This window comes from Zooshikella ganghwensis DSM 15267 (assembly GCF_000428585.1).
GTDB classification, from domain to species: Bacteria; Pseudomonadota; Gammaproteobacteria; order Pseudomonadales; family Zooshikellaceae; genus Zooshikella; species Zooshikella ganghwensis.
Genome location: NZ_AUAF01000081.1, coordinates 1 through 22,285 on the forward strand (window position 1 = coordinate 1; position 22,285 = coordinate 22,285).

Annotated in this window: 26 protein-coding genes and 2 pseudogenes; 23 read left to right on the forward strand and 5 right to left on the reverse strand. The window is 39.8% G+C overall.

The features are described from left to right. On the reverse strand, positions 1 to 172 hold a 172-nt coding region (locus F607_RS36100; protein ID WP_169719811.1), incomplete at its 3' end, for a transposase. Positions 173 to 1,028: 856 nt separating this feature from the next. Between F607_RS36100 and F607_RS0116195 the strand changes: the two genes are divergently transcribed. The 11 genes from F607_RS0116195 to tnpB all read left to right on the forward strand — a co-directional run bounded on the left by F607_RS0116195 (position 1,029) and on the right by tnpB (position 6,186). Next, entirely contained in the window at positions 1,029 to 1,505 is a 477-nt protein-coding gene (locus F607_RS0116195) for a hypothetical protein (protein WP_027708930.1), read from the forward strand. 4 nt (positions 1,506 to 1,509) lie between these two features. Beyond that, a complete protein-coding gene (locus tag F607_RS0116200) occupies positions 1,510 to 1,881 on the forward strand; it encodes a hypothetical protein (protein WP_027708931.1) in 372 nt (123 codons plus the stop codon). A 43-nt stretch (positions 1,882 to 1,924) separates the two neighbouring features. Next, entirely contained in the window at positions 1,925 to 2,290 is a 366-nt protein-coding gene (gene yidD / locus F607_RS36105; protein WP_084611282.1) for a membrane protein insertion efficiency factor YidD, read from the forward strand. A gap of 62 nt (positions 2,291 to 2,352) precedes the next feature. Beyond that, complete coding sequence (locus F607_RS0116210) at positions 2,353 to 2,739, forward strand: hypothetical protein (protein ID WP_211233657.1); 387 nt, start codon at positions 2,353 to 2,355, stop codon at positions 2,737 to 2,739. 117 nt (positions 2,740 to 2,856) lie between these two features. After that, on the forward strand, positions 2,857 to 3,132 hold the full coding sequence (locus tag F607_RS34160) for a hypothetical protein (RefSeq protein WP_027708934.1): 276 nt from the start codon (positions 2,857 to 2,859) through the stop codon (positions 3,130 to 3,132). Positions 3,133 to 3,232: 100 nt separating this feature from the next. Continuing rightward, positions 3,233 to 3,697 (forward strand): hypothetical protein, encoded by a 465-nt coding sequence (locus F607_RS0116220; RefSeq protein WP_027708935.1) that lies wholly within the window; start codon positions 3,233 to 3,235, stop codon positions 3,695 to 3,697. A gap of 51 nt (positions 3,698 to 3,748) precedes the next feature. After that, the gene (locus F607_RS0116225; protein ID WP_027708936.1) at positions 3,749 to 4,198 is read left to right on the forward strand and encodes a hypothetical protein; all 450 of its coding nucleotides are present in this window, start codon (positions 3,749 to 3,751) and stop codon (positions 4,196 to 4,198) included. Positions 4,199 to 4,385: 187 nt separating this feature from the next. Continuing rightward, on the forward strand, positions 4,386 to 4,709 hold the full coding sequence (locus tag F607_RS0116235; protein WP_027708937.1) for a hypothetical protein: 324 nt from the start codon (positions 4,386 to 4,388) through the stop codon (positions 4,707 to 4,709). Between the two features lie 59 nt (positions 4,710 to 4,768). Continuing rightward, on the forward strand, positions 4,769 to 5,206 hold the full coding sequence (locus F607_RS0116240) for a hypothetical protein (protein WP_027708938.1): 438 nt from the start codon (positions 4,769 to 4,771) through the stop codon (positions 5,204 to 5,206). A 159-nt stretch (positions 5,207 to 5,365) separates the two neighbouring features. Further along, on the forward strand, positions 5,366 to 5,827 hold the full coding sequence (locus F607_RS0116245) for a hypothetical protein (RefSeq protein ID WP_027708939.1): 462 nt from the start codon (positions 5,366 to 5,368) through the stop codon (positions 5,825 to 5,827). Between the two features lie 2 nt (positions 5,828 to 5,829). Then, complete coding sequence (gene tnpB / locus F607_RS0116250; RefSeq protein ID WP_027708940.1) at positions 5,830 to 6,186, forward strand: IS66 family insertion sequence element accessory protein TnpB; 357 nt, start codon at positions 5,830 to 5,832, stop codon at positions 6,184 to 6,186. Between the two features lie 36 nt (positions 6,187 to 6,222). Here tnpB and tnpC read toward each other — a convergent pair whose 3' ends face one another. Continuing rightward, the gene (gene tnpC, locus F607_RS32950; RefSeq protein WP_051311556.1) at positions 6,223 to 7,863 is read right to left on the reverse strand and encodes an IS66 family transposase; all 1,641 of its coding nucleotides are present in this window, start codon (positions 7,861 to 7,863) and stop codon (positions 6,223 to 6,225) included. 575 nt (positions 7,864 to 8,438) lie between these two features. Here tnpC and F607_RS0116260 point away from each other — a divergent pair. Together F607_RS0116260 and F607_RS35805 are read left to right on the forward strand one after the other, a co-directional pair. Then, positions 8,439 to 9,044, forward strand: a complete 606-nt coding sequence (locus F607_RS0116260) for a hypothetical protein (RefSeq protein ID WP_157365500.1) — start codon at positions 8,439 to 8,441, stop codon at positions 9,042 to 9,044. A 5-nt stretch (positions 9,045 to 9,049) separates the two neighbouring features. Then, positions 9,050 to 12,667: a Tle-like phospholipase domain-containing protein gene (locus F607_RS35805; protein ID WP_027708943.1), complete on the forward strand. Its 3,618-nt coding sequence runs from the start codon at positions 9,050 to 9,052 to the stop codon at positions 12,665 to 12,667. Between the two features lie 310 nt (positions 12,668 to 12,977). Here the strand turns inward: F607_RS35805 and F607_RS0116270 are convergent, their stop codons facing one another. Continuing rightward, complete coding sequence (locus F607_RS0116270; RefSeq protein ID WP_027708944.1) at positions 12,978 to 14,885, reverse strand: RHS repeat domain-containing protein; 1,908 nt, start codon at positions 14,883 to 14,885, stop codon at positions 12,978 to 12,980. Between the two features lie 578 nt (positions 14,886 to 15,463). Between F607_RS0116270 and F607_RS0116275 the strand changes: the two genes are divergently transcribed. From F607_RS0116275 to F607_RS0116295, 5 genes are all read left to right on the forward strand, one after another. Next, positions 15,464 to 16,045, forward strand: coding sequence for a hypothetical protein (locus F607_RS0116275; RefSeq protein WP_027708945.1), 582 nt, complete (start codon positions 15,464 to 15,466; stop codon positions 16,043 to 16,045). Positions 16,046 to 16,140: 95 nt separating this feature from the next. Next, a complete protein-coding gene (locus tag F607_RS0116280) occupies positions 16,141 to 17,145 on the forward strand; it encodes a serine hydrolase domain-containing protein (protein ID WP_051311557.1) in 1,005 nt (334 codons plus the stop codon). Between the two features lie 60 nt (positions 17,146 to 17,205). Further along, positions 17,206 to 17,448 carry an OmpA family protein gene (locus F607_RS30095; RefSeq protein ID WP_268967643.1) on the forward strand — a complete coding sequence of 81 codons (243 nt, stop codon included), beginning with the start codon at positions 17,206 to 17,208 and terminating at the stop codon, positions 17,446 to 17,448. Positions 17,449 to 17,466: 18 nt separating this feature from the next. After that, a complete protein-coding gene (locus F607_RS35810; RefSeq protein ID WP_478206449.1) occupies positions 17,467 to 18,888 on the forward strand; it encodes an RHS repeat domain-containing protein in 1,422 nt (473 codons plus the stop codon). A gap of 8 nt (positions 18,889 to 18,896) precedes the next feature. Further along, the gene (locus F607_RS0116295) at positions 18,897 to 19,190 is read left to right on the forward strand and encodes a hypothetical protein (RefSeq protein ID WP_027708949.1); all 294 of its coding nucleotides are present in this window, start codon (positions 18,897 to 18,899) and stop codon (positions 19,188 to 19,190) included. Positions 19,191 to 19,214: 24 nt separating this feature from the next. Here F607_RS0116295 and F607_RS0116300 read toward each other — a convergent pair whose 3' ends face one another. Beyond that, positions 19,215 to 19,667 (reverse strand): macro domain-containing protein, encoded by a 453-nt coding sequence (locus tag F607_RS0116300; RefSeq protein ID WP_027708950.1) that lies wholly within the window; start codon positions 19,665 to 19,667, stop codon positions 19,215 to 19,217. Positions 19,668 to 19,868: 201 nt separating this feature from the next. Here F607_RS0116300 and F607_RS36110 point away from each other — a divergent pair, with 201 nt between their 5' ends. From F607_RS36110 to F607_RS0116320, 5 genes and pseudogenes are all read left to right on the forward strand, one after another. Beyond that, a complete protein-coding gene (locus F607_RS36110; protein ID WP_420864439.1) occupies positions 19,869 to 20,039 on the forward strand; it encodes an RHS repeat-associated core domain-containing protein in 171 nt (56 codons plus the stop codon). Between the two features lie 12 nt (positions 20,040 to 20,051). After that, positions 20,052 to 20,231 (forward strand): annotated as a pseudogene (locus F607_RS36115) (RHS repeat-associated core domain-containing protein); the annotation flags it as partial. Continuing rightward, positions 20,231 to 20,509, forward strand: coding sequence for a DUF6881 domain-containing protein (locus F607_RS0116305; RefSeq protein WP_027708951.1), 279 nt, complete (start codon positions 20,231 to 20,233; stop codon positions 20,507 to 20,509). The pseudogene F607_RS36115 and the gene F607_RS0116305, both read left to right, overlap by 1 nt. Before the next feature lie 60 nt (positions 20,510 to 20,569). Further along, the gene (locus F607_RS0116310) at positions 20,570 to 21,031 is read left to right on the forward strand and encodes a tetratricopeptide repeat protein (protein WP_027708952.1); all 462 of its coding nucleotides are present in this window, start codon (positions 20,570 to 20,572) and stop codon (positions 21,029 to 21,031) included. A gap of 456 nt (positions 21,032 to 21,487) precedes the next feature. After that, entirely contained in the window at positions 21,488 to 21,901 is a 414-nt protein-coding gene (locus tag F607_RS0116320; protein ID WP_027708954.1) for a DUF4279 domain-containing protein, read from the forward strand. Positions 21,902 to 22,052: 151 nt separating this feature from the next. Here F607_RS0116320 and F607_RS30100 read toward each other — a convergent pair. After that, positions 22,053 to 22,285 (reverse strand): annotated as a pseudogene (locus tag F607_RS30100) (IS3 family transposase); the annotation flags it as partial.

Below are 22,285 nucleotides of genomic sequence, written 5' to 3' on the forward strand. Positions count from 1 at the left end.
GATGACACGCTAGGCAGCGATAACGTTTTCGGGCAATTTGCTTTTGATGATTACCATTGCCTTCTACTTGTTGAGACTGGCAGTGAGGGCAGCTGACGCCATCAGGCCAACGTCTCTGACGAATAAACTGGTAGCATTGCTCATCATTTACCAGTTGTTTGATATTGATCATTCTTTGCTTATTACTGACTTAATTTACCCAAATAGACGTGCATAATACATCTTTGGTTGTATTATATGCTACCCCCTAGGAATCCATATAGAGCCAATATTAAATATGCTGAGCTTTATCTGTATAGCCCTGCTCATAAAGGCTTCTTTATTGATAATGTAAGAATAAAACAACTATAGTTATATATTGATTTTTTTGGTTAAAGCCACACTCAGTGTGGCTTTTTTTGTTTGCCCGGCAAAGCCGGCAACCCAGTGATTCGAGCCTTTTTAGAAAGCGGCATCACGGAGGATGCGAGATATGAGGTAAGCTCAATAGGCAGTTCCCAGGGAGGAGTCAACCGCCATTTAAATTCATAAACATGAAGCGTTGGTGAAGTGCTCGCAGCCCGTTAGTGAGTTACGCCATGCTAAATAATGGGTTTTACAGAGAGTATAAATTGGTGGATATGGCCGCTACGAGAGTAGGCATTTCTGTTTCAATGATCTGAATAATTAATTGCAGGAGCCGTATACGAGATCCGTACGTACTGTTCTGTGAGAGGGATAAGGTGTAAGCCTCACTCTACTCAATATAGGTTATGTGGTACTAAAAAAATGATGTGCTATTTTAAAAGCGCTTTAACATGCTTTAAAAAGAATTAAGTGAATCAGTTCGTTCAATAAATTATATTCGTGATTAATGATAGGATTACACCAAAATCACTATCATTAATGGCAACGGCCTTCAGAAAACAAAATACCCATTACTATCAATTAGATATGTTAATTTTTATTGTATTAATCTGGTTCAAATAGTGAGAATCAGTTAAAATAAATCAGAGTGACGTGCACTAATAGTTGGCTGTAAGGAAAGAATGAATAATCGAACAGGAATGAAAGCTATATTCTTATCGTGGCTCGCTATCGTGCTTATGCTTGTTAGCATTGATTCACACCGATATGATGATGGTATAAACCTTAAGTTAGCGCATTACTTTGCTAAGGTGCTCAGTATTGCTCCAGGCGCTTCAGACTCTGAGCCGTCTTTTAGGTCTCCTAGCACGCTCGATTTAAACGAAGAAAAAGCAATCTTACTGGTTGGTAGTTTATCTGTTGTTTTGGGTTTAATCTCCATCGCTTTAGGATTCCAGTCAATCAAAAAGAAAGAGCATCCAACAGTTTCTTTTGGGGCTATTGGTTTTGGCTTGAGTCCAATTATTTTATTAAACATTATTGCAGCTATTGCCTGTTTTGCTTTAGTCGGACCAGCCGCAGTATGGTACAAAAAACAGTTAATAAGGCGCAAAAGCAAGGACGAGCATTTACTCGCCGCTGAACTTGGTGTTAAGTGACACTATGGATAACAGAGCATTTACTAAATTGATTGATTTCCTGGAGAAAGTGCCGGCGATACATGGAGTTATTGGAAAAGGTTCTGAGGATGATGGACGCTGGTGGGTAAAGTTCGATATCGATATTCACCACCAATTTGCCTGGCATACCGTTCAGGAGTTTGGTCATGTACTAAATTACTTATCCTTGGATGAGCGCTTGCCAACTTCCTTTAATCCAGTATCACCACCGCCATATATGAATGGCGGTCCAGACGAGTACCTGTCTTGGGTTATAGAGTGCCATAACCCAGAGTTTAAACCTGGTACATGTGCTGAGTGGCTAGCAGGCCGTTTGCCAAATCCAGTGGAGGACCTAGAACAATGGTCAGCCTAGTAAAACACGTAGATTATTGAGCTGTTATGTTTTATGGAGTCTTATGCTTAAGTCCTTTTTGGTATTATTGATAGAGATTTATCAAAAGTACATTTCTCCTTATAAGGGATACAGATGTGCGCATGGGGTATTTTATAAGGGTGATTCATGTTCTTGTGCGGTAAGGAAAGTTATCCAACGCCGTGGTTTAATTAGAGGCTACAGCGATATAAGGAATCAATTTGCACGGTGTTCCTACGCATATGAAAGACTGGAGGAAGAAAAAGATAAAAAAAGAAGAAAAAAGGACAATTGGATGGCAGATTGTCTGGAGTTACCATGCAGCGTTAATTATTGTATGCCTTCACCTAAAAAGTGGTGCAAGGGTTCTGATGTTGATGGTTGTGATTTACCTTGTGATTGTTTGTAAGGTGTTTAACATAGCAAAAGGGTCAAACTGACGCCTGGCGGCGCAGTTCTCCTAAGTGTTAGTTGTTATTAGGTCAAGCTATGTATTCTTGTCCAAACTGTAATGAAGAAACATTTTCCATTTTGGATAAGTTTAAATCGTACAGCTTTAAACCGGCTAAGTGTGTCAAATGCGGAGAACTGGCTAGCTCCAAGGGTTGCAACTCTGCACTACCTGTTTTTGTGGGTATGTTTGGTGTGCCTGTGGTTTTGTTTGTGGCGCATATATTAAAATCATGGGCTTCAATTATTTTAGCTTTAATCGTTATTGTTTTGGCATCATGTATTTCCTTTCATAGGGAGCCGATGGCTAAGGTAAATATTGAAAAAGCAAAAAATCAATATTGGTTGGCATTTTACATTCTCTTAATTATTTTAGTTTGGCTTATGTATGATGGTTTTCTTAGATAATACAGTAACTAACAAAGCTATCAACAGGACATTACTTTCGTCACTTAGTTTTTGTGCCTGAATAGTAAATAAATCCAATCAACTACAATTCGTCAGCTATAACGGCGTTAAGTGAATATGGAAGGTATGGATATAAAGAAAAAAAAACTAGTACCATTGATTAGCGCGTTTTTATTTTACGCAGCTAGTATTTATTGCTTTATGTGGGCAGCATCCTCTTTTAGCTTGTCGTTCACAGTTTGTAATGGCGAAAGCAGTATTTTTCATGAAATCCCTCGTTGCCGATGGCCTTCAATAGCAGGTATCGGTTTTTGGGGTTTTGGTATCCTGGGTTTTGCGTTGTTATCCGTATGCATATATCGCATGGTAAAAAAGAATGGCGAAAATACTTAACAAGGCAACGCACATTTCGTGCCTAAAGGTACTCCATTCAGACAACCCAAGCTTTGTTTGTTTTGCTTGGTGATTGCGACATTACGTTGCTTGAGAAGTTATGGATAAGAAAAGAGTCATTGAAAAACTAAGGCGTGGTGCAAAGTCTTTGGAGCCAAAGAAGCTAAATGTGCTTTCAACTCCAATAGACTTTCGTATAGGCTCTATTTTAGAGAAAGAAGGTTTAGTTCCAACCTTCGTAAGGTTTCAACGTACTCCAGTATTTGTGTCGCCAGAAATTTACTTGAATATAGAGCATATTCATCATGCTGAAGTAGCGGCAAAACCGCACCCTAGTCAAGTGGATCGTGTGGCAGTACGTTTTACGCAGCAAGGTATAGAACGAATAAATGCGCTGGTGGGTTATTCAGATTTACCTACACTAGTAATTTATATAAACAATGTTTCGGTAGCTAGTATTTCTATAACATCAAAAATACCTGCGGCTCCTGTTGAATTTAATATATTTGAATCTGATGAAGAGGCTGAGTATTTTGTTAGCCTAGCAAATTCAGTAAAAGCATAACAAGACGATGCGGTTGAATATAGGCATTATGTCTAGTCAAGGAATCGAGTAATGTACGAATCATTTGATGATTACAAAGGGTATATGGAGGAAAATAAAGATAAGTTTCCTAGCCATGTATTTGAGTTTGCCACTGATGTTAACCGCCATCATTTAGATAGTCCACATTCCTTACATGATTCATGGATGACTTCAGTAATAGTCAGGGAAAATAGGAATCCAGAGCGCCCATTTGATCCGGAGCCTACAATTGAAATTGAATTGCTTGGTCAGAAGCATGATCGGTCAATTAACCTAAGTTATTCCGGTATCGAAAGATACACTATCGAAGGGCTAAAGAATCCTTACAATTGGGGTGACACCTATCAAGGTGACATTAGTTGCCATGAGGTGAGGTTAAGTGCAGAAGGTTTTCTCATCCACGAAATACTGTTCGTGTCTGAGTCAAAAATTACTATTGTTTGCAAAGACTTTCAGTGTTCTGAGAGGCTGCACACCTAACAAGTAAAGGCATGCGATGCTTCGCACCCATGCACGTTATTCAACTTAAAGCACTTGGAGCCTCCATGGTTGTTAAAATATGCTTAGTGAAATCGAACAGTTTGTTTTAGGTAACAATCAAGCTCATGATTTGGTTGACCACTACAGAACGTTTGCTGCACTCCTTACCAAAGCGCTATGAGGTAACATGTTCTGGAAGAAGAAAGATACATATAAGCTCATTCCGGTTCTTCCGACCAGTCATCGCAACATATTTATTAGGGCAATAGAGATTTCGACTGATCCAATAGTGTTGATAAATAATAAAATTATTAAAGATTATTCTGAGGCTGGAATGTTGACACGTAGACACATACTAGAGTGCCATTCAATTGAAGTAAGAGATAGAGTGGTTGGAGTTGTTGGGTTTCATGATCACCCAAAAGAAATGTGGATAAATGAAAACTATCGAGAGTTTGCATGTTATTGCGAAGGCATGCATTGGCTCACCATTCAGGGACCAGCTTCTTAAACAGGGGGTAGGGGCGCCGCAGAAAAAACGTGCGACTGGGACGTTATGTTTGAAAAGTTATGAAAAAATTAGTTTTTCTCTTCATATTTTTATTTGGTGTGTGTTCTATATCACCACTATTCCTCTATTGGTATGGCTTGTCATATATTAATGAGGAGTTTGAGCCATCTAATATTCGACTATCTCCAGAGTTAGAGCAGAAGATATGGGATAAGGAAAGAGAGGTCGGAAAGCCAAGAGTAAAACCAGTAACGCCCTACGGTTATATCGCATTTATATATTGTAATGTGAATGCTGATCTTAACTCCCCTGAGTGTTTGGAAAAATATCCTGGGCTGAGAACTAGCGCTTTAGCTATAAAGTCACAGGTAGCTCAGCAAGTGAGAGGTGAAGGCAATATTGTATGGCATTTGTCATGGATATCCTCTTCAATTTGGGTTACTCGCAATTGGGATATTCATCAAATATTGGCAACTTATAATAAATCAAGTACATAACAGGTTGTTCATGCTGATGCCTGGCAGCGAAACCCAACGCAATGATTATGTGTCACTATGAATTTGGATCGAATGTGTCCCCTCGGCTAGCGTGCGTGACTCCCCCTAGCCCTTGCTGTTAGCCTTTTCCTCCATCGTTAATGGTTCAGGAGAAGCACTATGGAAGCCGATTCATCCCCAGATGTCCCTTTAACTTTGGAAGCCGTCAAGGCTAAATTTGAAGCCTGGCGGCAGCGTCCTAAACCCCGTAAACCCTTCCCTAATGCATTATGGCATGATGTCTTTCGACTGCAGGAGCAGTATAAACTCACGAAGATATTAACCACATTACGTCTTACTCGTGCTCAGTTTATGCATAAGCGTGCGGTGTTACTGGGGGGACCCGATTGTCTTGCAGAGAAAGCGCCACCTAAACCATCGCCATCATGTGCATCTGTGACGACTGATTTTATTAGTGTGGATCTTGCCGCGACAGGTGTGGTCAATCATCAGGATAACAAGCCGTCAGTATCACCGATGGTGTTTGGGATTGAGTTAACCCGTCCTGATGGCACCGTATTAAAAATCCATCAATTACCGACCAGTGCCGTGGATGCTTTAATTCATCATTTTATTGCGTAATTATGTTGCAATTAACGCCTCATCATCGTTTATTATTAGCGGTAAACCCTGTGGACTTTCGTAAAGGTATCGATAGCTTAATTGCACTGTGTCAGCAGCATTTAAAGGAAGATGCGTATAGCGGGACTATTTTTGTCTTTACCAATAAACGACGAATTGCGGTTAAATTATTAGTGTACGATGGCCAAGGGTTTTGGTTATGTATGAAACGCTTTTCACAAGGCCAATTAAAATGGTGGCCTAAAGCGGGCATGCGCACGTACACCCTTAATGCACAAGCCTTACAGGTGCTGCTGTATCAAGGCCATCCACAGCGCGCAGCCATGAGTGACGACTGGAAGCCTATTATCGCTCAATAATTGTGTGTATTTTTTAAATTAATTTAATTTTTTTAATTAAGCCGCTAAATCCTCCTGGGGATTATTCATCGAATTTAAGGTTTCCTGATAACACCACGGTAACCATTGCTTAGGTGATTGTTTAACGTATTGCGCATGGCTTTGTAGATCGGTTAAATAATCAATGGGATTAATCCCATTATGTAATGCGGTATGAATCACTGACATGAGGACACTCCCTACATGACCGCCATTAAGCGTTTTATAAAACAGGCTATTATTGCGTACCCGAATGGCTAGCTTTAAGGCCCGTTCGACGCGATTAGTATCCAAGGGTACACCTTCATGGGTTAAAAAACGTGTTAGCGTTTGCCAATGCTTTAACCAATAATGGTAGCTTTTGCCTAAAGGGCTATTGGGTTCCGCTTTACGTTCAACTATTTGCTGCTCCATCCAGGCTTTGAGGTTAGCCATCAATGGCCCACTGTGCTCTTGGTGATACGCCAGTCGCGCTTTAGGAGATAAGTTAGCCTGTTGGCACTTGTCTTCGTGGGCGTAGACGGCACTGATGGTATCCAGAACCCTTGTGGCTTGGTCAGGATAATAGCTTTCTAAATCGATAAAATTACGCCTGCCATGCACCAGGCAATGGCAAACAATAGTGGTGATGGCATCACCCACCTGATTGCTCTTTAACGCATCGCAGGCTTGCATGACAGGGGGTAAGGAGTCATCCCGTTGTGCTAATACTTCACTTAAGTTTTCACCCGCATGGTTCAGACTGGTGATAAAGATATAGAGAGGATGATTACTATAGTCGCCCACCAGTGCTGTGGTATAGGTACCTTTACGGTCAGGGCGTTGGGGATCATGCTCTTTTTGAGTTTTCACCGAGAGAATCCGTGCCCAGGTGTCATCCTGATAAATACAGGGGCTTTGTGCCAGGTAATAGACCAACAGATGGTAAATTGGCAGGATGGTTTGATACACCTCCACACAACGCTCCCATTGCGTGGTATCGGGTAATGGCACGCCAGTTTGCAGTTGCCATTGGGCTAACCGGTATAAGGGTAACCCTAACTGATACTTTAACACCGCAATCACCGCTTTACTGCGTTCGTCGTATTTATCGACAATGCCTGGTGGTAGCGAAGCTTTAAAGACTTCACCGCAAACTGCACAGCGTAAGCGTTGTCGTTCATAACGATAAGCTTCAAACAGCTGTCCGCCTTCAATACGAATAAATACACCTGGTGTCTTCAGCTGATAAAGGCGGCCACTACACTGTAAAGGACAAGGATCACCTGCGGTATAGTCAGGATGGTTCAGAGCAATGGTTTCTGCAGCGGTATAGGCATCTGCTACAACACGTCCATGACCTTTAATTTTAGAAGGCTGTTTATCAGTCATAGCACCATCATCATTAGCTGCCTCAGTGGTTACTGTCTCTGCAGATGTGATGTCTGGATCAGCTTCAGGTTGAGGTCGATGACGTTTCTCTGTTTGTATCGCAAACACTTTTTTCAGGGTATTAATGCTGATTTTTGAGAAGGTGAGTTTTTGCTGAAGCCATAAACAGAGATCCAACACGCCTATGACGAGGTTTTTATGGTCCTGACTTAATGATGAGGCCGTAATAGCCTGCTGGAGGTCCTGGTAAGCTTCAGGGGATAAGGTTTCAATCTTGGGTTGCTTCATACAACATAAACGGCTATTTATGAAATGAATGCAGCGTACTAGACAGACAGAGAACTGAGTAAGAAGACATTAGCGGTATAAAGTGTACGTTATTGACTGTAACTGTATGATTGATATGGGTACGTTTTAATCAATCACCACAAAATTGGGTACTACTAGAAAGTCATGCGATGGATCAATTGATTTGTCACACATAAGTATATGAAATGAATAATGTAATATGCTAATATACATCAACAGTAGTAGTAATATCATGGATTTTAGACAATGGTACAATATCAAGGCAGTTGTTGTATTAATTTATCATGGATATACCCTATTCATAGTCACCACCCCTCAAAAAATCATTTAAAACACAAGTTCTAACTGTGTTTAGCTAGTCAATATTATTTGATTAAAAAATAATAATCATTTACTGACTATTTTGATTCAGTATTCGTTGTTGCATCAAAAAAACGGAACAAACTCGTAAGGAACTATGATTAATGAATAAACGACGATATTTGGCATGTGCTATAGGTGCACTAGCCATCCTAACCTCTGGTTGTGTGTTTAAACCCCGCGTGATACCTGGTATGGATGAACTGGAAGCCCTTTGTCTTAAGGATGCTGGGGCTATTGTTAATGGGATTGAGAAGGTGGATGGGTATTATCTAAGTACCACCAAAGAGTGTGCTGCATGTGTGACTTTGATCGGTACAGGGCAGTATGATTTTATCGAATTTGAGCATGATAAAGATAGATCAGGTACACCGGTACAAGGCCAACCATTTGGGTATTACATCGCTTATAAAGCCCCCAAAGGTGACCCTAACTGTAATGAATACTTTCAACGAGACCTTGAAAGAAAAAAAGGTTCCTCTTATTACAAAGATTTTTATAAAAAAAATTGTATAGCCACAAAAAAAATAGATGCCTTTAGAAGTAAATATTTGTATGCGTCAACAGGTGAGATATGGATAAACAATAAGATTGAAGGATATGAAATATATAGATCCGTAGATAAAGTAGTCAATATTAAATCAAAAGAATTATTAGGCCAGTACACTAGCTACCTACTAACACCATACAGTCTATTTAAACGACCTGAAAGCTATATGACATTACAGTGTTCTGGAATTAATAAGTTTAAATATAAATCAATTAAAAAACCGATAGATACTTGGGTATTTGGAAAATAATTGTTATGAGTAGTAATCAAGTAAATACAGAAAAAGCGTACCAAGCAGCATTATTAGCTGATGCAGCCTATATTAATATCAAAGATGAAGACTTAAATGAAGATCGAAGCATCAAATCGGAAAGAAGGGAAACAGCAAATAAATTTATCGAAGCAAGAGGTTTTACAAAAGAGCAACTAGAGAGCTTTGCAAAACGTTATACTATTAAACATATCCAACTAAATACGACAACAGGCTTTGCAGGTACAGTTTTCATTGATACGGAAAATGATAACCAACCAATAGTGGTATTTCGTGGTACTGAACCACTATCTGATTTGGGCGCTGACTTAGTTCAAGATATATTTGTTGCCTTTGGCCTATCCGATACCTTTACAGTTGGAAACCTATTCCAAAAAGGTGTAGTCAACAAATTTTTAAAGGATGCAGAACTAATCAACGATGATGAAGAAATTATTACTAATAAGAAAGTAAAAATAGTGGGCCATTCTTTAGGTGGTCACTTGGCCACCCTGGCTAGTTTTAAATACCCGACAATGGTTGATGAAACCTACACATTTAATGGTGCTGGCTTGGGGCTTATTACATTAGATACATTGTATGCCGAAATTAGAAAATACTATAGAGAAGTAACAGATCAGCCTACTCTAGACACTAAAAAAGTGTTCAATATATATGCAGAGGCTGGTACTAGCTTTACTGCAAATGGATTAAGTTTTACCCGTCCAGGCCCTCATATTGCGGCTTATATTGAAAGTCAGCCAGGCGTATTTGATTTTACCAATGCTATCTCTGCTGGTAATCACTCAATGATCAATTTGGTTAATTCACTTTCTGTACAGCGAATCATTCATAAATTAAATCCTAACTTATCTTTTGGCCAGATTAATGAATTGATGAGCTTTGCTTCGAATAAAGAAATTGAAGGACGCTTGTATGACGGCACGCCAGATAAAGAAGATATGAGTAAAGCGGCTGAGTCTTTAGATAAAATTATGCACCATCTCAGCACAATGCTTGGTGGCGGCTTCAAAAATTATACCAGTATCAATGATACAGATGCTTTTTACAATAAACTGGTGGAAGATTTTGGCGAAACGCCTCCGTTTACCATCGAGCCTATGTATAAACTTAATGATAAAGTGGATCAGCTTATTACTGACTTTGGTGAAGAAGTAATAGGTAAAGTGACGCGCTACAGCCTGATGAACCTCTCACCTTTTATCGTTATTCCTAAAAACGCTGATTATAACCAAGGTATTTTTGCCGATGATAACTACGAATGGGACGGCAGCTTTTCCGAGGAAATGATTGTTCAGCGGGCTAAATTCATGGAAAAGGTCCTCATCCGTAATGTCCAACAACTGGCAAATGATGAGGCTGTGGGGGATGATGATGTAATGTATGTTGACCACTGGTTTGAAGGTAAAACCAATACATTAGGTGAAGTACAAGGTGTAACAACATTACGGGGTGGTAAGGCATCAGAAAACCCACTAAATGCTAAACAGGTTGTATTTGGTAACCTGGACAGTAACAACCTATCAGGGGGCAATAAAGAGGATAAGCTGTTCGGTATGGACGGTGATGATAACCTCCATGGTCGTGATGGTGATGACCTCCTGCAAGGTCACATTGGGAATGATGTGATTGATGGTGGTAAGGGTAACGATATTTTGCAAGGTGGTGAAGGTAATGACCACTACATTTATACCACGGGTGATGGACATGATGTCATTGAAGATAACCAAGGTAACAACACCCTCGTCATTAATGGTAAACAAGTACGTACGTTAACGGCCATCAATGATGAACAAAGTATCTACCAGGATAAAAATGATAATTACTACTTAATGGATGGTAATGATTTAATTGTCTGTCCTGCGGGTGGTGGAACCATCACCATTAAAAATTTTCAACCCGTTAATTTTAGCCTTGAAATTAAGCCCAAAGAAGAAATCCAACCTGAGTCCATTCCAAATAATCATCTTCTTATCAATACTGAAGATGATGCGCCCAATGGTACCTCCTTATCTTCCTTGCTTGAGGAAAATAATAATACTACCTCAATGGTTTATAACGCTGAAGCGTTTAAACGTAGTATGAATTTGAGTACGGATCTAGCATCAAAGTGGGATGCTATTAACTGGAAAACGACAAATAACTCACGCCTTTCCTATAGAGAAACCATTTCGCGCTTTAAATTCCTTTCCTTTCGAGGAAGCACACAAGCAGATCAATTAAATGGCGATGATCTTACGAATTATCTGTATGGTCATGACGGAAATGACCAAATATATGGTCTTGGAGGACATGATGTCATCAACGGTGGTGCAGGAAGTGACTATCTCGTTGGTGGCGAGGGCGATGACAGCATAGCAGGTCAAAGTAACCAGTCTCAGGATAAACCTGATGATGCTAATACTATTTTTGGTAATGGCGGTGATGATCAAATTGGTGGTGGATCTTATACTGATGTTATTGACGGTGGTGCTGACAGTGACTTTATCTCTGGTTATACAGGCGACGATAAGATATCTGGAGGGACCGGTATTGACTTTATTGCGGGTGATTCCTTCTCTGTTCTTCGTGCTTACTACCCAGAGCGAAACAGCGTAGTAGCATCCTTTTACGGTCTAAACAACAAAGATGACAAATATACGTATAATGATGTGATATCCGGTGGAGATGGTGATGATACCATCTATGGTGAGATAGGCGATGACATTATCAGTGGTGATGCAGGTGCAGATGTTATTTTTGGTGACCGCTCTATCAACGCTGACCTAAATGTTAGCTCTTCAGCATTAATAACGGATAATTTTGCTTGGAAAGCAGGAAAACAACCAGGAGCCCTTCCCGTCGAACTTCATGGTGATGATATTTTATCTGGTGGGGATGGTGAGGATGTCATTGTGGGTAATGGAGGTGATGACCGCCTTTACGGTGGTAGCGGTTCTGACCGGTTATATGGTGACAGTCATACAGAAAATAGCGAACTCACTGGCAATGATTATCTCGATGGTGGTGCTGGCTCCGATATGCTTCGTGGAGGCGGTGGAGATGACATCTTAAGAGGGGGTCAAGGAAAGGATTTACTTGCTGGGGAGAAGGGAAATGATCTTTATCTTTTCCAAAGAAATGATGGCATAGATTTTATAGAAGATACGGAAGGGCAAAACACCATTCGCTTAACGAATATTGCATTTGATGACGTAGGCTTTGAGACTTATCAAAGCCCAAATGGTGACTTCCTTATTATTAATCATAAAGAATTAAATATTTTTCATGAAAAAGATGCGTTATTAATTAATGCTTTTGAAAAAGGAACATCCACAGTAAAAAGCGGCGTTGAGGATATGCAAATTGAATTTGCAGACGGTACCCGAAAAACAGTGCTTGAGTTAAGAAATCAACTTGTGCAATCTGAATCTGAATTGCCAACACGTAGCGCACGTCGAGTAAGAAGTGTTGATAATGAGGTATACTTATCTAGCGCTTCAAAAGTCGATGCACTTGTGCAGGCAATGGCTACGTTAGCAACACATGACGCTACAGATATGAGTTCATCACCAACGGTTAATAGCTTACTTAGACCTGTATTAACCACCAGTGCAGTATAAAAACTATCTCACGAATGCATACCCAAAGGATTGGGTATGCCAAAAAGCACCAGCCCTTAACATTCACTGGAATGTGCTCCGGTGTTTTGGGTTTTGATATGTGAATACCTCTTTTAATAGGAGGTTGTCTGAATTAGTGATCCACTAAAAGTAAGTCATGCTAGAGACGTTACGTTGAACTAGGCTCAATGAGCTTTATCGAATGAGAGAGTAATAAAGTCGCCAATCAAATGATCATTAAATCGGTTGAATTTTAGGTAAGCCGCTGACACTCACCAAAAGTCAACGGCGTTAGATTTAGTTAATGGTCTTATTGATAACGAAACTTCACTTCGTAAACATCTTCTCCGACATTGAGTTGTTCGCCAAGTACAGGTACACCATTTTTAAACAGACTTGAATGGTCACGTTTGACGAAGTAGGCTTGTAGTTTCTTACCAGATTGAGTCGTTCTATTACTAGAAGTGGATGCATTACCAAATGATGGCATTTCCCAGTCAGATCCAAAATCAAACTTTGCTCTACCCAAAGGATCAACATACTTAATAGGATTCGATGCTACAAACCCATACAGGTTTATTCCACCCGCTTCCTCCAGAGGGTCGCGCGTTAACCATATACTCTGATGGGGAATATAGAACCGGTAGCCATAATACACCAATCCTGTTTCTTCATCGTAGCGCTTGGTTGAGAACCCATAAGGCTGCTCAAAGGTTCCAGACTTCGCAACGCGCTTACCAAAGGGTTCATAGTGATAACCCGCGACGACTTCATTCGCTTGATTAACCACACCGACAATATTGCCTTTACCATCATAAACATAGTAATAATACTGGCCATTCTCCGTGAGACTAAGCAAACCTCCCACACCACCACTTTTATTGAGTCCCCAGATATATTTACGTTTTACGGTGTTTTCAGCATCACGTTCTTGTAGCGTTAAATTGCCTTCACGTACAAAACGAGTGGTTTGGGTAAGGGTATTATTTTGGTATTGCTTAATTTCAGCTAAAAAGCCTGTGAAGAAATACTTGTACTGTCGCTTATGTTTAACGCCATCCTGATCGGTAAAGGTAATTTCCGTGAGGCGATTTTCTGCATCGTATTTCGCCGTAAATACAGCCCCTTTAATGGTAATACCTTTGATCATATTACCGGCTCTATCAAACTGAGGTGTATTTACGTTGTCGCCTTTTTCCTCAACTAGCTGGTTCAATTCATTAAAACGATTAACCACTAGCTCTTCTTGCTTAAGCGTAGTATCAGCTAAAGGTTTATACTCTTCTTGGGCTAATAGGTTTTGCTCATTGTAGGAAAACTCATAGTAAGTGATGAGTTCAGAGTCACTGGCTTTGTAATCAATGCGCGTAGGACGATTGGCGTTATCAAACTGATAGCGTGTAACCAAATTATTTGGGAACGTTAATTTTTCAACAATATTGCTCTCACCCAGATACTGATAAGAAAATGTGCGATCACCTTGTGTAATGTGTGTTAAACGTCCTTGCGCATCATATTGATAAAGCAGTGTTTGGCCTTGTTCAATCGTCGTTTTTTCAAGCTTACCATCCTGCTTATACTGGTAAGTGATAGTATCGTAGTCCCAAGGACCATCAATAGACGCTAACTGCCCTAAGCTTGTATACGTATACTGGTGGATGCCCACCCCATCAGTTATTGTCGTGACTTGATTTTTTTCATTATAGGTATAGGTGACTTCAGGTGTGTTATCAGAATAACTGATTTTCTGAAGACGCTTTTTATCATCATAGTGATAGGTTGTTTCTATACCGCGTGCATCCTGCTGGGTTTTAATCAGGCGTTGATCATAGGTGTATTGAATCTTACTGCCATCAGCAAATATTTTCTTGATCAGCTGATTCTCGTTATTGAATTCAAAACGGGTGGTATTGTGGTTGGCATCGATTAACGTGATCAGGTTGCTATTGGCATCGTACTCAAAGTGTGTCGCGCCCCCATTGAGATAATTTATGTCTAACTCAGGTGCTGTATAACTCGATTGATCCGACAGGATATATTTAACTAATTGATTACCCATCCTGTCGTACACATAGTCATACGAAAACGCTTGATCTTGCACAGCGGTGATTAAACGTAAATGTTTGTCATAAGAATAGGCAGATGTCTCAGCCTGGGTGGTAGAACTAATTCCTAACGAGGACGCTAGGAGACAATATGTGATGGTTGTTTTATTCATATACTTCCTTAATAAACTACTCAGCAACCAATACATGAGAATAAAATGCCTGATAATTTTAATGTGACATGCATCACATGTCACTAACAAAACAACTCACTTTATTGATTTAACTTATTTTCCTGCGAAGAAAGACGACAGTTTTGGTCTATAGTGCTTACAGCTTAAGGAGAATAAGAAAGAAATTAGAACATTAGTGTGATTAATAATTATTAAACGAGCATACGGTAACCAAAAAAATTGCCGATAACCTGCATACTATCTGTTTGTTTGCCAATTTTGACTCAACCCAACATCAATGGACTTGAAAGGTCGAGAATACCAAAATATCAGGGAGCATTTACTTGAGGCTGTGTACTAATTGACCATAAATGCATCGCAAGGAATTAAATAACACGACTATTGATTTATTATTCAACCAATAGTATTGAAAAATAATACTTTAAAAACAACTTAAATAATATTTTCTACATGTGGGATAATAGACAGCTTCATATCACTAACTATTGAAATTACATATGTACAGAGTCTTATTTTTACTAATTATGCCATTCTTATTATGTTCATGCGTTACAAATATGTTATGGGAAGAGTATACAAACTATACCTTAATAGAGCGTACAGAAGACAAATCATTTTCTGTTGCAATACTAAACCCTAATGAAATAGCAATTTTTAAAGATCTAGGCAGCTCAAGACAAGGTAAAAACAACCCTAAATTTAATGGCTTAGCCTTCATCTATAAATTTAAGCATGTTAACTACAATGATATAAAAGACAAAGTAAAATATGTACATATTAATGAAAAACTGTTCATTTCTTTTAAGGATAAGAAGATTGTGAAGTCCAACGGTGATTTTGAAATTCACTTAAAAGATGGAACTATTCTAAAACCAGAGTATGTTGATGCAACACTAACAAAGCGATCTAAAAATGAACTGGTTTTAAAAAGTTCTAAAATCTCCTTTGAAAGAGATGTCTATATTGACAGTAAAAGACTGACTGATGATTTGACTTTCTTGTATAGAATTCCCTTAACCCCTCTAGCAATTACGGCGGACTTCGCTATGGAAGCAGGAGTAACTGTTGTAACTGTTGTTGCGATCCCTTTTTTGGCTATTTATGCTGCTATCGTCTGCTCTTTGAAAGACTGTTTTTAACGTATCCCCTCTTTTGCAGAGAGGATACAGAGTGACTTAAAATGATGCTATTTATAGAGGTCTGCCAGTCATCCCAGATGATAACAGGAAAATATATGAATTTTGTATTTCCAGAAGCCGAATGGAAAGCATTGGACAACCCTGAAGTTCAGGGCTGGTCTAATGAGGCTTTGGATCAAATTAAATTGTTTGTTAATGGCATTGGCTCGAACGCCTTAATGATTATTCAAGGAGGAAACCTCATCTATCAGTGGGGTGATTGTGCCCGTAAGACCAGTACAGCCTCAATACGCAAAAGCATAATGAGTGCCTTAATAGGTATTGCTGTCGATAGGAAAATGTTGGACCCGAAAAGTTCATTGGCAGAATTAGAGATTGATGATTACTCCCCCCTATCAACATTGGAAAAATCAGCCACAGTTATAAACCTGTTACAGGCACGCTCAGGCATCTACCATCCAGCTGTCTATGATATCAGTCAGGGGCGTCCAGAGCAGAGAGCCTATAGCCCAGGAGAGTTTTGGTTCTACAATAACTGGGATTTCAATGCTCTAGGAAGCATATTTCAGAGCTCTACCTCTATGGGTATTTATGAAGCCTTCCAACACTGGCTGGCTGAACCTTTGGCGATGCAAGATTTTGAGTTATCTGATGGTTTTTTGTTAGAAGGTAAAGAGTCTATCCATCCAGTGTACAAGCTTAAGTTGTCATTACGGGATCTTGCACGCTTTGGACTGCTTTATCTGCAAAAAGGTTGTTGGCGAGATCGCCAGCTTATCTCTGAAGACTGGATAGCAGAAAGTACCACTGCGTATACAGATGTGAGCCTCTATACAGACTGGGTGAACCATTCAGGGCGGGGGTATGGCTATCTTTGGTGGACAGCAACTGCTGAAGGTTTTTCTGAAGAGAGTAATTTAGTGCAACCTTGCTTCTATGCTAGCGGCTATGGCGGTCAGTTTTTAGTGGTGTTTCCCCATATCGATTTAGTCGTGGCACACAATGTCTCTCATGATGTGAAGCACAGTGTTAGTCATCAACAGATGGGAAGGTTGTTGCAGATGATCGTTACAGCGTGTCCCCTAGGTGAAGGTAAGTGAGAACAAAAGTTTTTTTACCACCTACACAGTTGCCGAGGGGACACGTTTGATCAATCAATCATTGAAGTTGCAGGACACACTGATAGCACAGGTGCTCATGCATATAACATGCAACTTTCTGAAAAACGTGCACGTTCTGTAGCAAGCTACTTGGTTAACCAGGGGGTAATGGCAAACCGAGTACGACCAGTTGGTTATGGCCCAGATCGACCAATAGCGAGCAACAGTAACTCACAGGGTCGAGCACAAAATCGCCGTGTTGAAATTAACTTATATGCTATGGAAGGCGTGCAATATCAGTAAGTAATAAACCCTCGCCCAATACGGGCGGGGCAGTCTTTTATTTTTAATAATAAATACCACTTTGACCAGGCCAATCGCATCACGGGCGTTGAAACCAACAAAGATAGCGGTAAATCAACGCAACAGTTCACCTACGACTCATTAAGCCAGTTGTTATCCGCTTCCGGCCAATATGGGAAACTAGGGTTTAGTTATGGCAAAACAGGTAATCGCCTGAGCGCCACAATTGATGCTAGCGAAATACAATTCAACTACATCGCAGGCAGCCAGAAGCTGAAAGAAATTGCGGGTGAAACAGCAACCGCTATTACTCACGAAGCCAATGGTAATATCACCCGCTACGGCGACAAAGCATTTCACTACAATAGTGAAAACCGCTTGGTTCGTGTCAGCCAACGTAATGAGGTTGTGGCGGAATATGTTTACAACCCTGAAGGCTTGCGCACTCAAAAAATCACTCCAAATAAAACCACGCACTATCTTTATGACAGTGCAGGTACGCTGTTGGCCGAGGCAAACAGTGATGGAAGTATTGAGCGGGAATACATCAGTTTAGGCTTAGACCCCGTTGCTTTTGTTGAAGGCAGCAATGCCTACTACATCCATACAGGCCACCTAAACCAACCCCTTGCGGTTACTAACCAACACGCCGAAACGGTTTGGGAAGCGAGTTATAAACCCTTTGGTGAAGTAGCGCTGAACCAGGAACAGGTAACGTTTAATTTAAGGTTCCCAGGCCAGTACCATGATGCTGAAACAGGGCTGTACTACAACAATCAGCGTTATTACTCGCCGGAGCTAGGTCGGTATATCACCAGCGACCCAATTGGGTTAGAGGGTGGCATTAATACTTATGGGTATGTCGGCCAGAACCCGACTAATGCTGTTGATCCCACGGGTGAAGTTGTTTGGTTTGCAATACCTGCAGTTTTATACGCTGCTGATATGGCACTGAGTGCCTATGATGCCTATGAGACAGTTTCAGTCTTAACTGATCCTTGCGCAACAACTGGAGAGAAACTGACGGCAGGAGGTTTATTTGCCGCAGGCTTGATACTTCCAGGGAATGCCCAAGCTTATAAGGCTGGTGGTAAACTTGTTGAAGAAGGTTCAACTGTATTATATCGAGCAGTTTCTAAAGATGAACTTATAGATATTTCTAAGAATGGTTTTCAAATGGGGACTAATTCAATGGGTAATAAATGGTTTGCAGAAAGTGCTGAGGATGCTGCTTCATGGGGAAAAAAATTCTTTGCATGGGATAAAGAGCCTGTTTGGACTTTAAAAGTTACTCTACCTAACTCTACAGCCAGTAAATTCATGAGAACTCCCAGGCTTGACAACATAGGGCCTGCGAGATCGGCTGATGCGGAACTATTAAAGGAGCTTAATGAAAACTCTTCAATTAAAGTATTAATGGGAAATGTTAATCCAAATTAGGAAAAAGCATGAATAAATCAACCGTAGACTTCAAATGGAATGTAGATGCTGATTTCCCATATCCTCATGATCAACAGTTTTATTGTACAGGGTATACAGGTGCTTCAGGTAAAGAAAACATGTTCAGTATTGTTGTAAAACTTATTGATTTTGATGGCAATTCAAAAAATTGTTCTCAAGCAGAGGTATTTGCTTTATTAGAGGAAATGGAGGTTCATTTACCAAAAAAAGGAGAAAGATTTTATTTTACTTCTGGAGATAAAGTTGTAGCTATAGGTAAATCAATAGCAAGAAGCTTTTAAACATAAGCCTAAGGAGCCTATCTATCAGGTAGGCTCATAAACTACAAAACAAATCTCAGAAACTTCAGCAAGCTGATCAAAAATAACCTTTTTCACTTCTTCCCATTTAAGCCCACCTAATCCAGCACCAATTGCTGGAATGGCAACCGACTTAATAGAAAAGTTTTTACATTGAATTACCAAATCTTCTAGACCAGACTGAATATACTCAAGTTTAGATTTACCTCTCCAATGCATTTTGGTTGGAAAATTAACTATATACTTTTTGGAGCCATCAAATTGTTCCTCCGTAATATACACTTTCCCAGTTTCTAGTAATTTCTGTGTACACTGTTGCTTATAGCTTTTAAAGTTTTCAGGAAATCGTTTCTTAAACTCTAAAGCCAACCCTTTACCCATTACACCAACACAATTGACAGGGTTTACAAGGGCTTCAGCATCATCTTCAAAAATATTGCCCTGTTTAAATGTGATCATTTTTTATTCAGCTTAATTGTTTGTTTGAAATCATACATTTTGCAAACTTTATAGTAAACGCCAAACAAGACCACTCACTACATTTACGATAGTGCAGGCACTTTACTGGCTGAAGCTAATAACAATGGGGATATAGAGCGGGAATACAACAGTTTAGGCTTAGACCACGTTGCTTTTGTTGAAGGCAGCAATGCCTACTACATCCATACAGGCCACCTAAACCAACCCCTTTCGGTTACTAACCAATACGCCGAAACGGTTTGGGAAGCGAGTTATAAGCCTTTTGGTACAGTTGATGTACTACAGGAGCAGATTACTTTAAACCTGCGGTTCCCTGGGCAGTACTATGATGTTGAAACAGGGCTGTACTAAAACAATAAACGTTATTACTCACCAATATTAGGCCGCTACATTAGTGTTGATCCTATAGGTCTTGATGCTGGTATCAACGTCTATGGCTATGTCGGCCAGAACCCGACTAATGCTGTCGTCCCAAATCATGGATCCTTAGATGTATCGGGTAGAATAAAACGTTATGGTCCTAATCAAGTGGTGACTGAATAATGAATTACATAAAAGTAAGATGGTTACACTCTAATAAAGACTACCCCTATTTAATTTATAGTGAGCTTTCAGAAGATAGATATGAAACAAGAAAGGTAGAAGTTTTTTTAAATAATGAATACGGGTATGCATCAGAACAGAAAAATACAGCTAAGACAGAGCTAGGTTTAGCCCCTGTCCCAAGTCTTCAGGAGTTGGAAGGTAACCCTGAGTTTGAGGTTGAGAGCCTCACTAAAGAGCAGTTTGAAGATATTTGGATAACCGCTATAAATCAATAAGTTTGTTATTTAGTGTCCCCTCGGTGAAGGTGTGTAAGAGCAAATTTTTAACTCGCACGGTTGCAGAGGGGACACGATCGAATAGAGAAATACGAAGATATTATTGAGCTCGATGACAGTGCAGAAAGTAAGTTAGTCGATCTGGCAGAAGTAGGAGATAGTGATGCCCTATATGTATTGGGCATTGCATATTACGACGGATATCTTCCTCCAAGAAGAACTGATGAGGGAGTAAAGCTCTTAAAAAAGGCTAGTGACTTAGGGCATATTAAAGCGAGGCATGATTTAGCTTGTTTTCACTATTATGGTTTTAATTTGCCAGTCGAATTTCAAAGCTATGAGAAAGCTGTTGAACTATTTGAACTTAACATCAACGAAAACTATGTTCCTTCGTTAGTATTTCTGAGTTCAATGTATCAAAAGGGTGAAGGTGTAGAAGTAGATACAAAAAAGGCTGCAAAGCTTCTAAAATTAGCTATGGACAATGGCTATGTGTCAGAAAGCACGTTACAAGGTCATTAATAATTTCCCGCTCTGTGGGTTTGGATTTGCAACAAGCTGCTGGCCTTTAATGTCGGTGATAGGTATACGGAAGAGTAATTTTGCTTAAGTTCTCCAATATTTTGGCTTGGTTAGTCGGTGGGCTGTTTCTATTATCGTTGTGCTTTCGTGCCTTCGTATATCCGCATATGTATATAGCTCCTGGGGATCCTTACGGCATATCTGATGTTATTGAACTGTTCCTGGGATTACTGTTTATAACGTTAATAGCAGTCGCTGGATTGACTTCTCTATTTCTCCTTGTCAGAGGGCGAGTGGGTGAACGTAAGTCAGGAGTTGTTTTGATTGCATTTTGTGTTGCTCTGATGGTGGCTATAGGGCCTGCTCGTGAACTTGCTTCATCAGTGTGGTAGCGTAGCAAGCAAAACAATCAAACACTTGTCCTTTAATTTGGCGCTATACGAAAAAAGGAAGAATGTGGAATATAATGATGACTATGGAGCCTGTGAAGAAACTTACGTTACTTTATTAGTGTATCCGGGTGAAATTCCTTTTAGTGAGATTTCTTTTACTTTAGGTCTGACACCAACAAGAACATCTAAAAAGCAGGATTTTCCTAGAAAAAGAGTTAATGGTTGGTTCTACTCAACGCAGAAAATTATTCAGTCTAGAGATTGTAGGCGTCATATTGATTTTATTTTGGATCAGATCATCGAGCGCAAAGATGCTGTTCGTTATCTTAAACTAAAAGGTGTGAAAATTGAGATGACTTGTTGTTGGCATTCAGCTTCAGGGCATGGCGGTCCAACAATCTCTCCTTATCAAATGAAAAAGCTGGTAGAATTGGATATTGAAATATGGTGGAATATTTATTTTTCTGATGAAGACTAATTGTATAACAAATAATAGCAAAGGATATTTCGGTGTGTGTTTCTTGTGTTTAATAGTACAAATATTTCAATTCAGAAAAATATCTTTGTTCTAGGTGTTATGCTTATATGGCGCTGTTTGTCAAGATAGTTGTCGCATCAACTAACCTACACTAATGATTTAGCATTTGATTGTTATCAGGGTTAAGCCAAACCCTTTCAATTCGATTCCAATTACGTGTTTGACCTGTCCAGCGTCTTGGATTGGCCAATTTTGCTTTTTCATATACCACCTTACGGTTTTTCAAAATAGCGTGGTCTTTGCCTTCATGGCGTGCTTGAGGGGTCACAAACTGAATCCCACTATGTCGATGCACTTGATTATACCAAGTCACGAAACTTAACA

Excerpts from the sequence above, each read along its gene's own strand:
- F607_RS0116195 (WP_027708930.1), top strand. The coding sequence starts at position 1,029 with ATGAATAATCGAACAGGAATGAAAGCTATATTCTTATCGTGGCTCGCT.
- F607_RS0116200 (WP_027708931.1), top strand. The coding sequence starts at position 1,510 with ATGGATAACAGAGCATTTACTAAATTGATTGATTTCCTGGAGAAAGTG.
- yidD (WP_084611282.1), top strand. The coding sequence starts at position 1,925 with ATGCTTAAGTCCTTTTTGGTATTATTGATAGAGATTTATCAAAAGTAC.
- F607_RS34160 (WP_027708934.1), top strand. The coding sequence starts at position 2,857 with ATGGAAGGTATGGATATAAAGAAAAAAAAACTAGTACCATTGATTAGC.
- F607_RS0116220 (WP_027708935.1), top strand. The coding sequence starts at position 3,233 with ATGGATAAGAAAAGAGTCATTGAAAAACTAAGGCGTGGTGCAAAGTCT.
- F607_RS0116225 (WP_027708936.1), top strand. The coding sequence starts at position 3,749 with ATGTACGAATCATTTGATGATTACAAAGGGTATATGGAGGAAAATAAA.
- F607_RS0116235 (WP_027708937.1), top strand. The coding sequence starts at position 4,386 with ATGTTCTGGAAGAAGAAAGATACATATAAGCTCATTCCGGTTCTTCCG.
- F607_RS0116240 (WP_027708938.1), top strand. The coding sequence starts at position 4,769 with ATGAAAAAATTAGTTTTTCTCTTCATATTTTTATTTGGTGTGTGTTCT.
- F607_RS0116245 (WP_027708939.1), top strand. The coding sequence starts at position 5,366 with ATGGAAGCCGATTCATCCCCAGATGTCCCTTTAACTTTGGAAGCCGTC.
- tnpB (WP_027708940.1), top strand. The coding sequence starts at position 5,830 with ATGTTGCAATTAACGCCTCATCATCGTTTATTATTAGCGGTAAACCCT.
- tnpC (WP_051311556.1), bottom strand. The coding sequence starts at position 7,863 with ATGAAGCAACCCAAGATTGAAACCTTATCCCCTGAAGCTTACCAGGAC.
- F607_RS0116260 (WP_157365500.1), top strand. The coding sequence starts at position 8,439 with ATGGATGAACTGGAAGCCCTTTGTCTTAAGGATGCTGGGGCTATTGTT.
- F607_RS35805 (WP_027708943.1), top strand. The coding sequence starts at position 9,050 with ATGAGTAGTAATCAAGTAAATACAGAAAAAGCGTACCAAGCAGCATTA.
- F607_RS0116270 (WP_027708944.1), bottom strand. The coding sequence starts at position 14,885 with ATGAATAAAACAACCATCACATATTGTCTCCTAGCGTCCTCGTTAGGA.
- F607_RS0116275 (WP_027708945.1), top strand. The coding sequence starts at position 15,464 with ATGTTATGGGAAGAGTATACAAACTATACCTTAATAGAGCGTACAGAA.
- F607_RS0116280 (WP_051311557.1), top strand. The coding sequence starts at position 16,141 with ATGAATTTTGTATTTCCAGAAGCCGAATGGAAAGCATTGGACAACCCT.
- F607_RS0116295 (WP_027708949.1), top strand. The coding sequence starts at position 18,897 with ATGAATAAATCAACCGTAGACTTCAAATGGAATGTAGATGCTGATTTC.
- F607_RS0116300 (WP_027708950.1), bottom strand. The coding sequence starts at position 19,667 with ATGATCACATTTAAACAGGGCAATATTTTTGAAGATGATGCTGAAGCC.
- F607_RS0116305 (WP_027708951.1), top strand. The coding sequence starts at position 20,231 with ATGAATTACATAAAAGTAAGATGGTTACACTCTAATAAAGACTACCCC.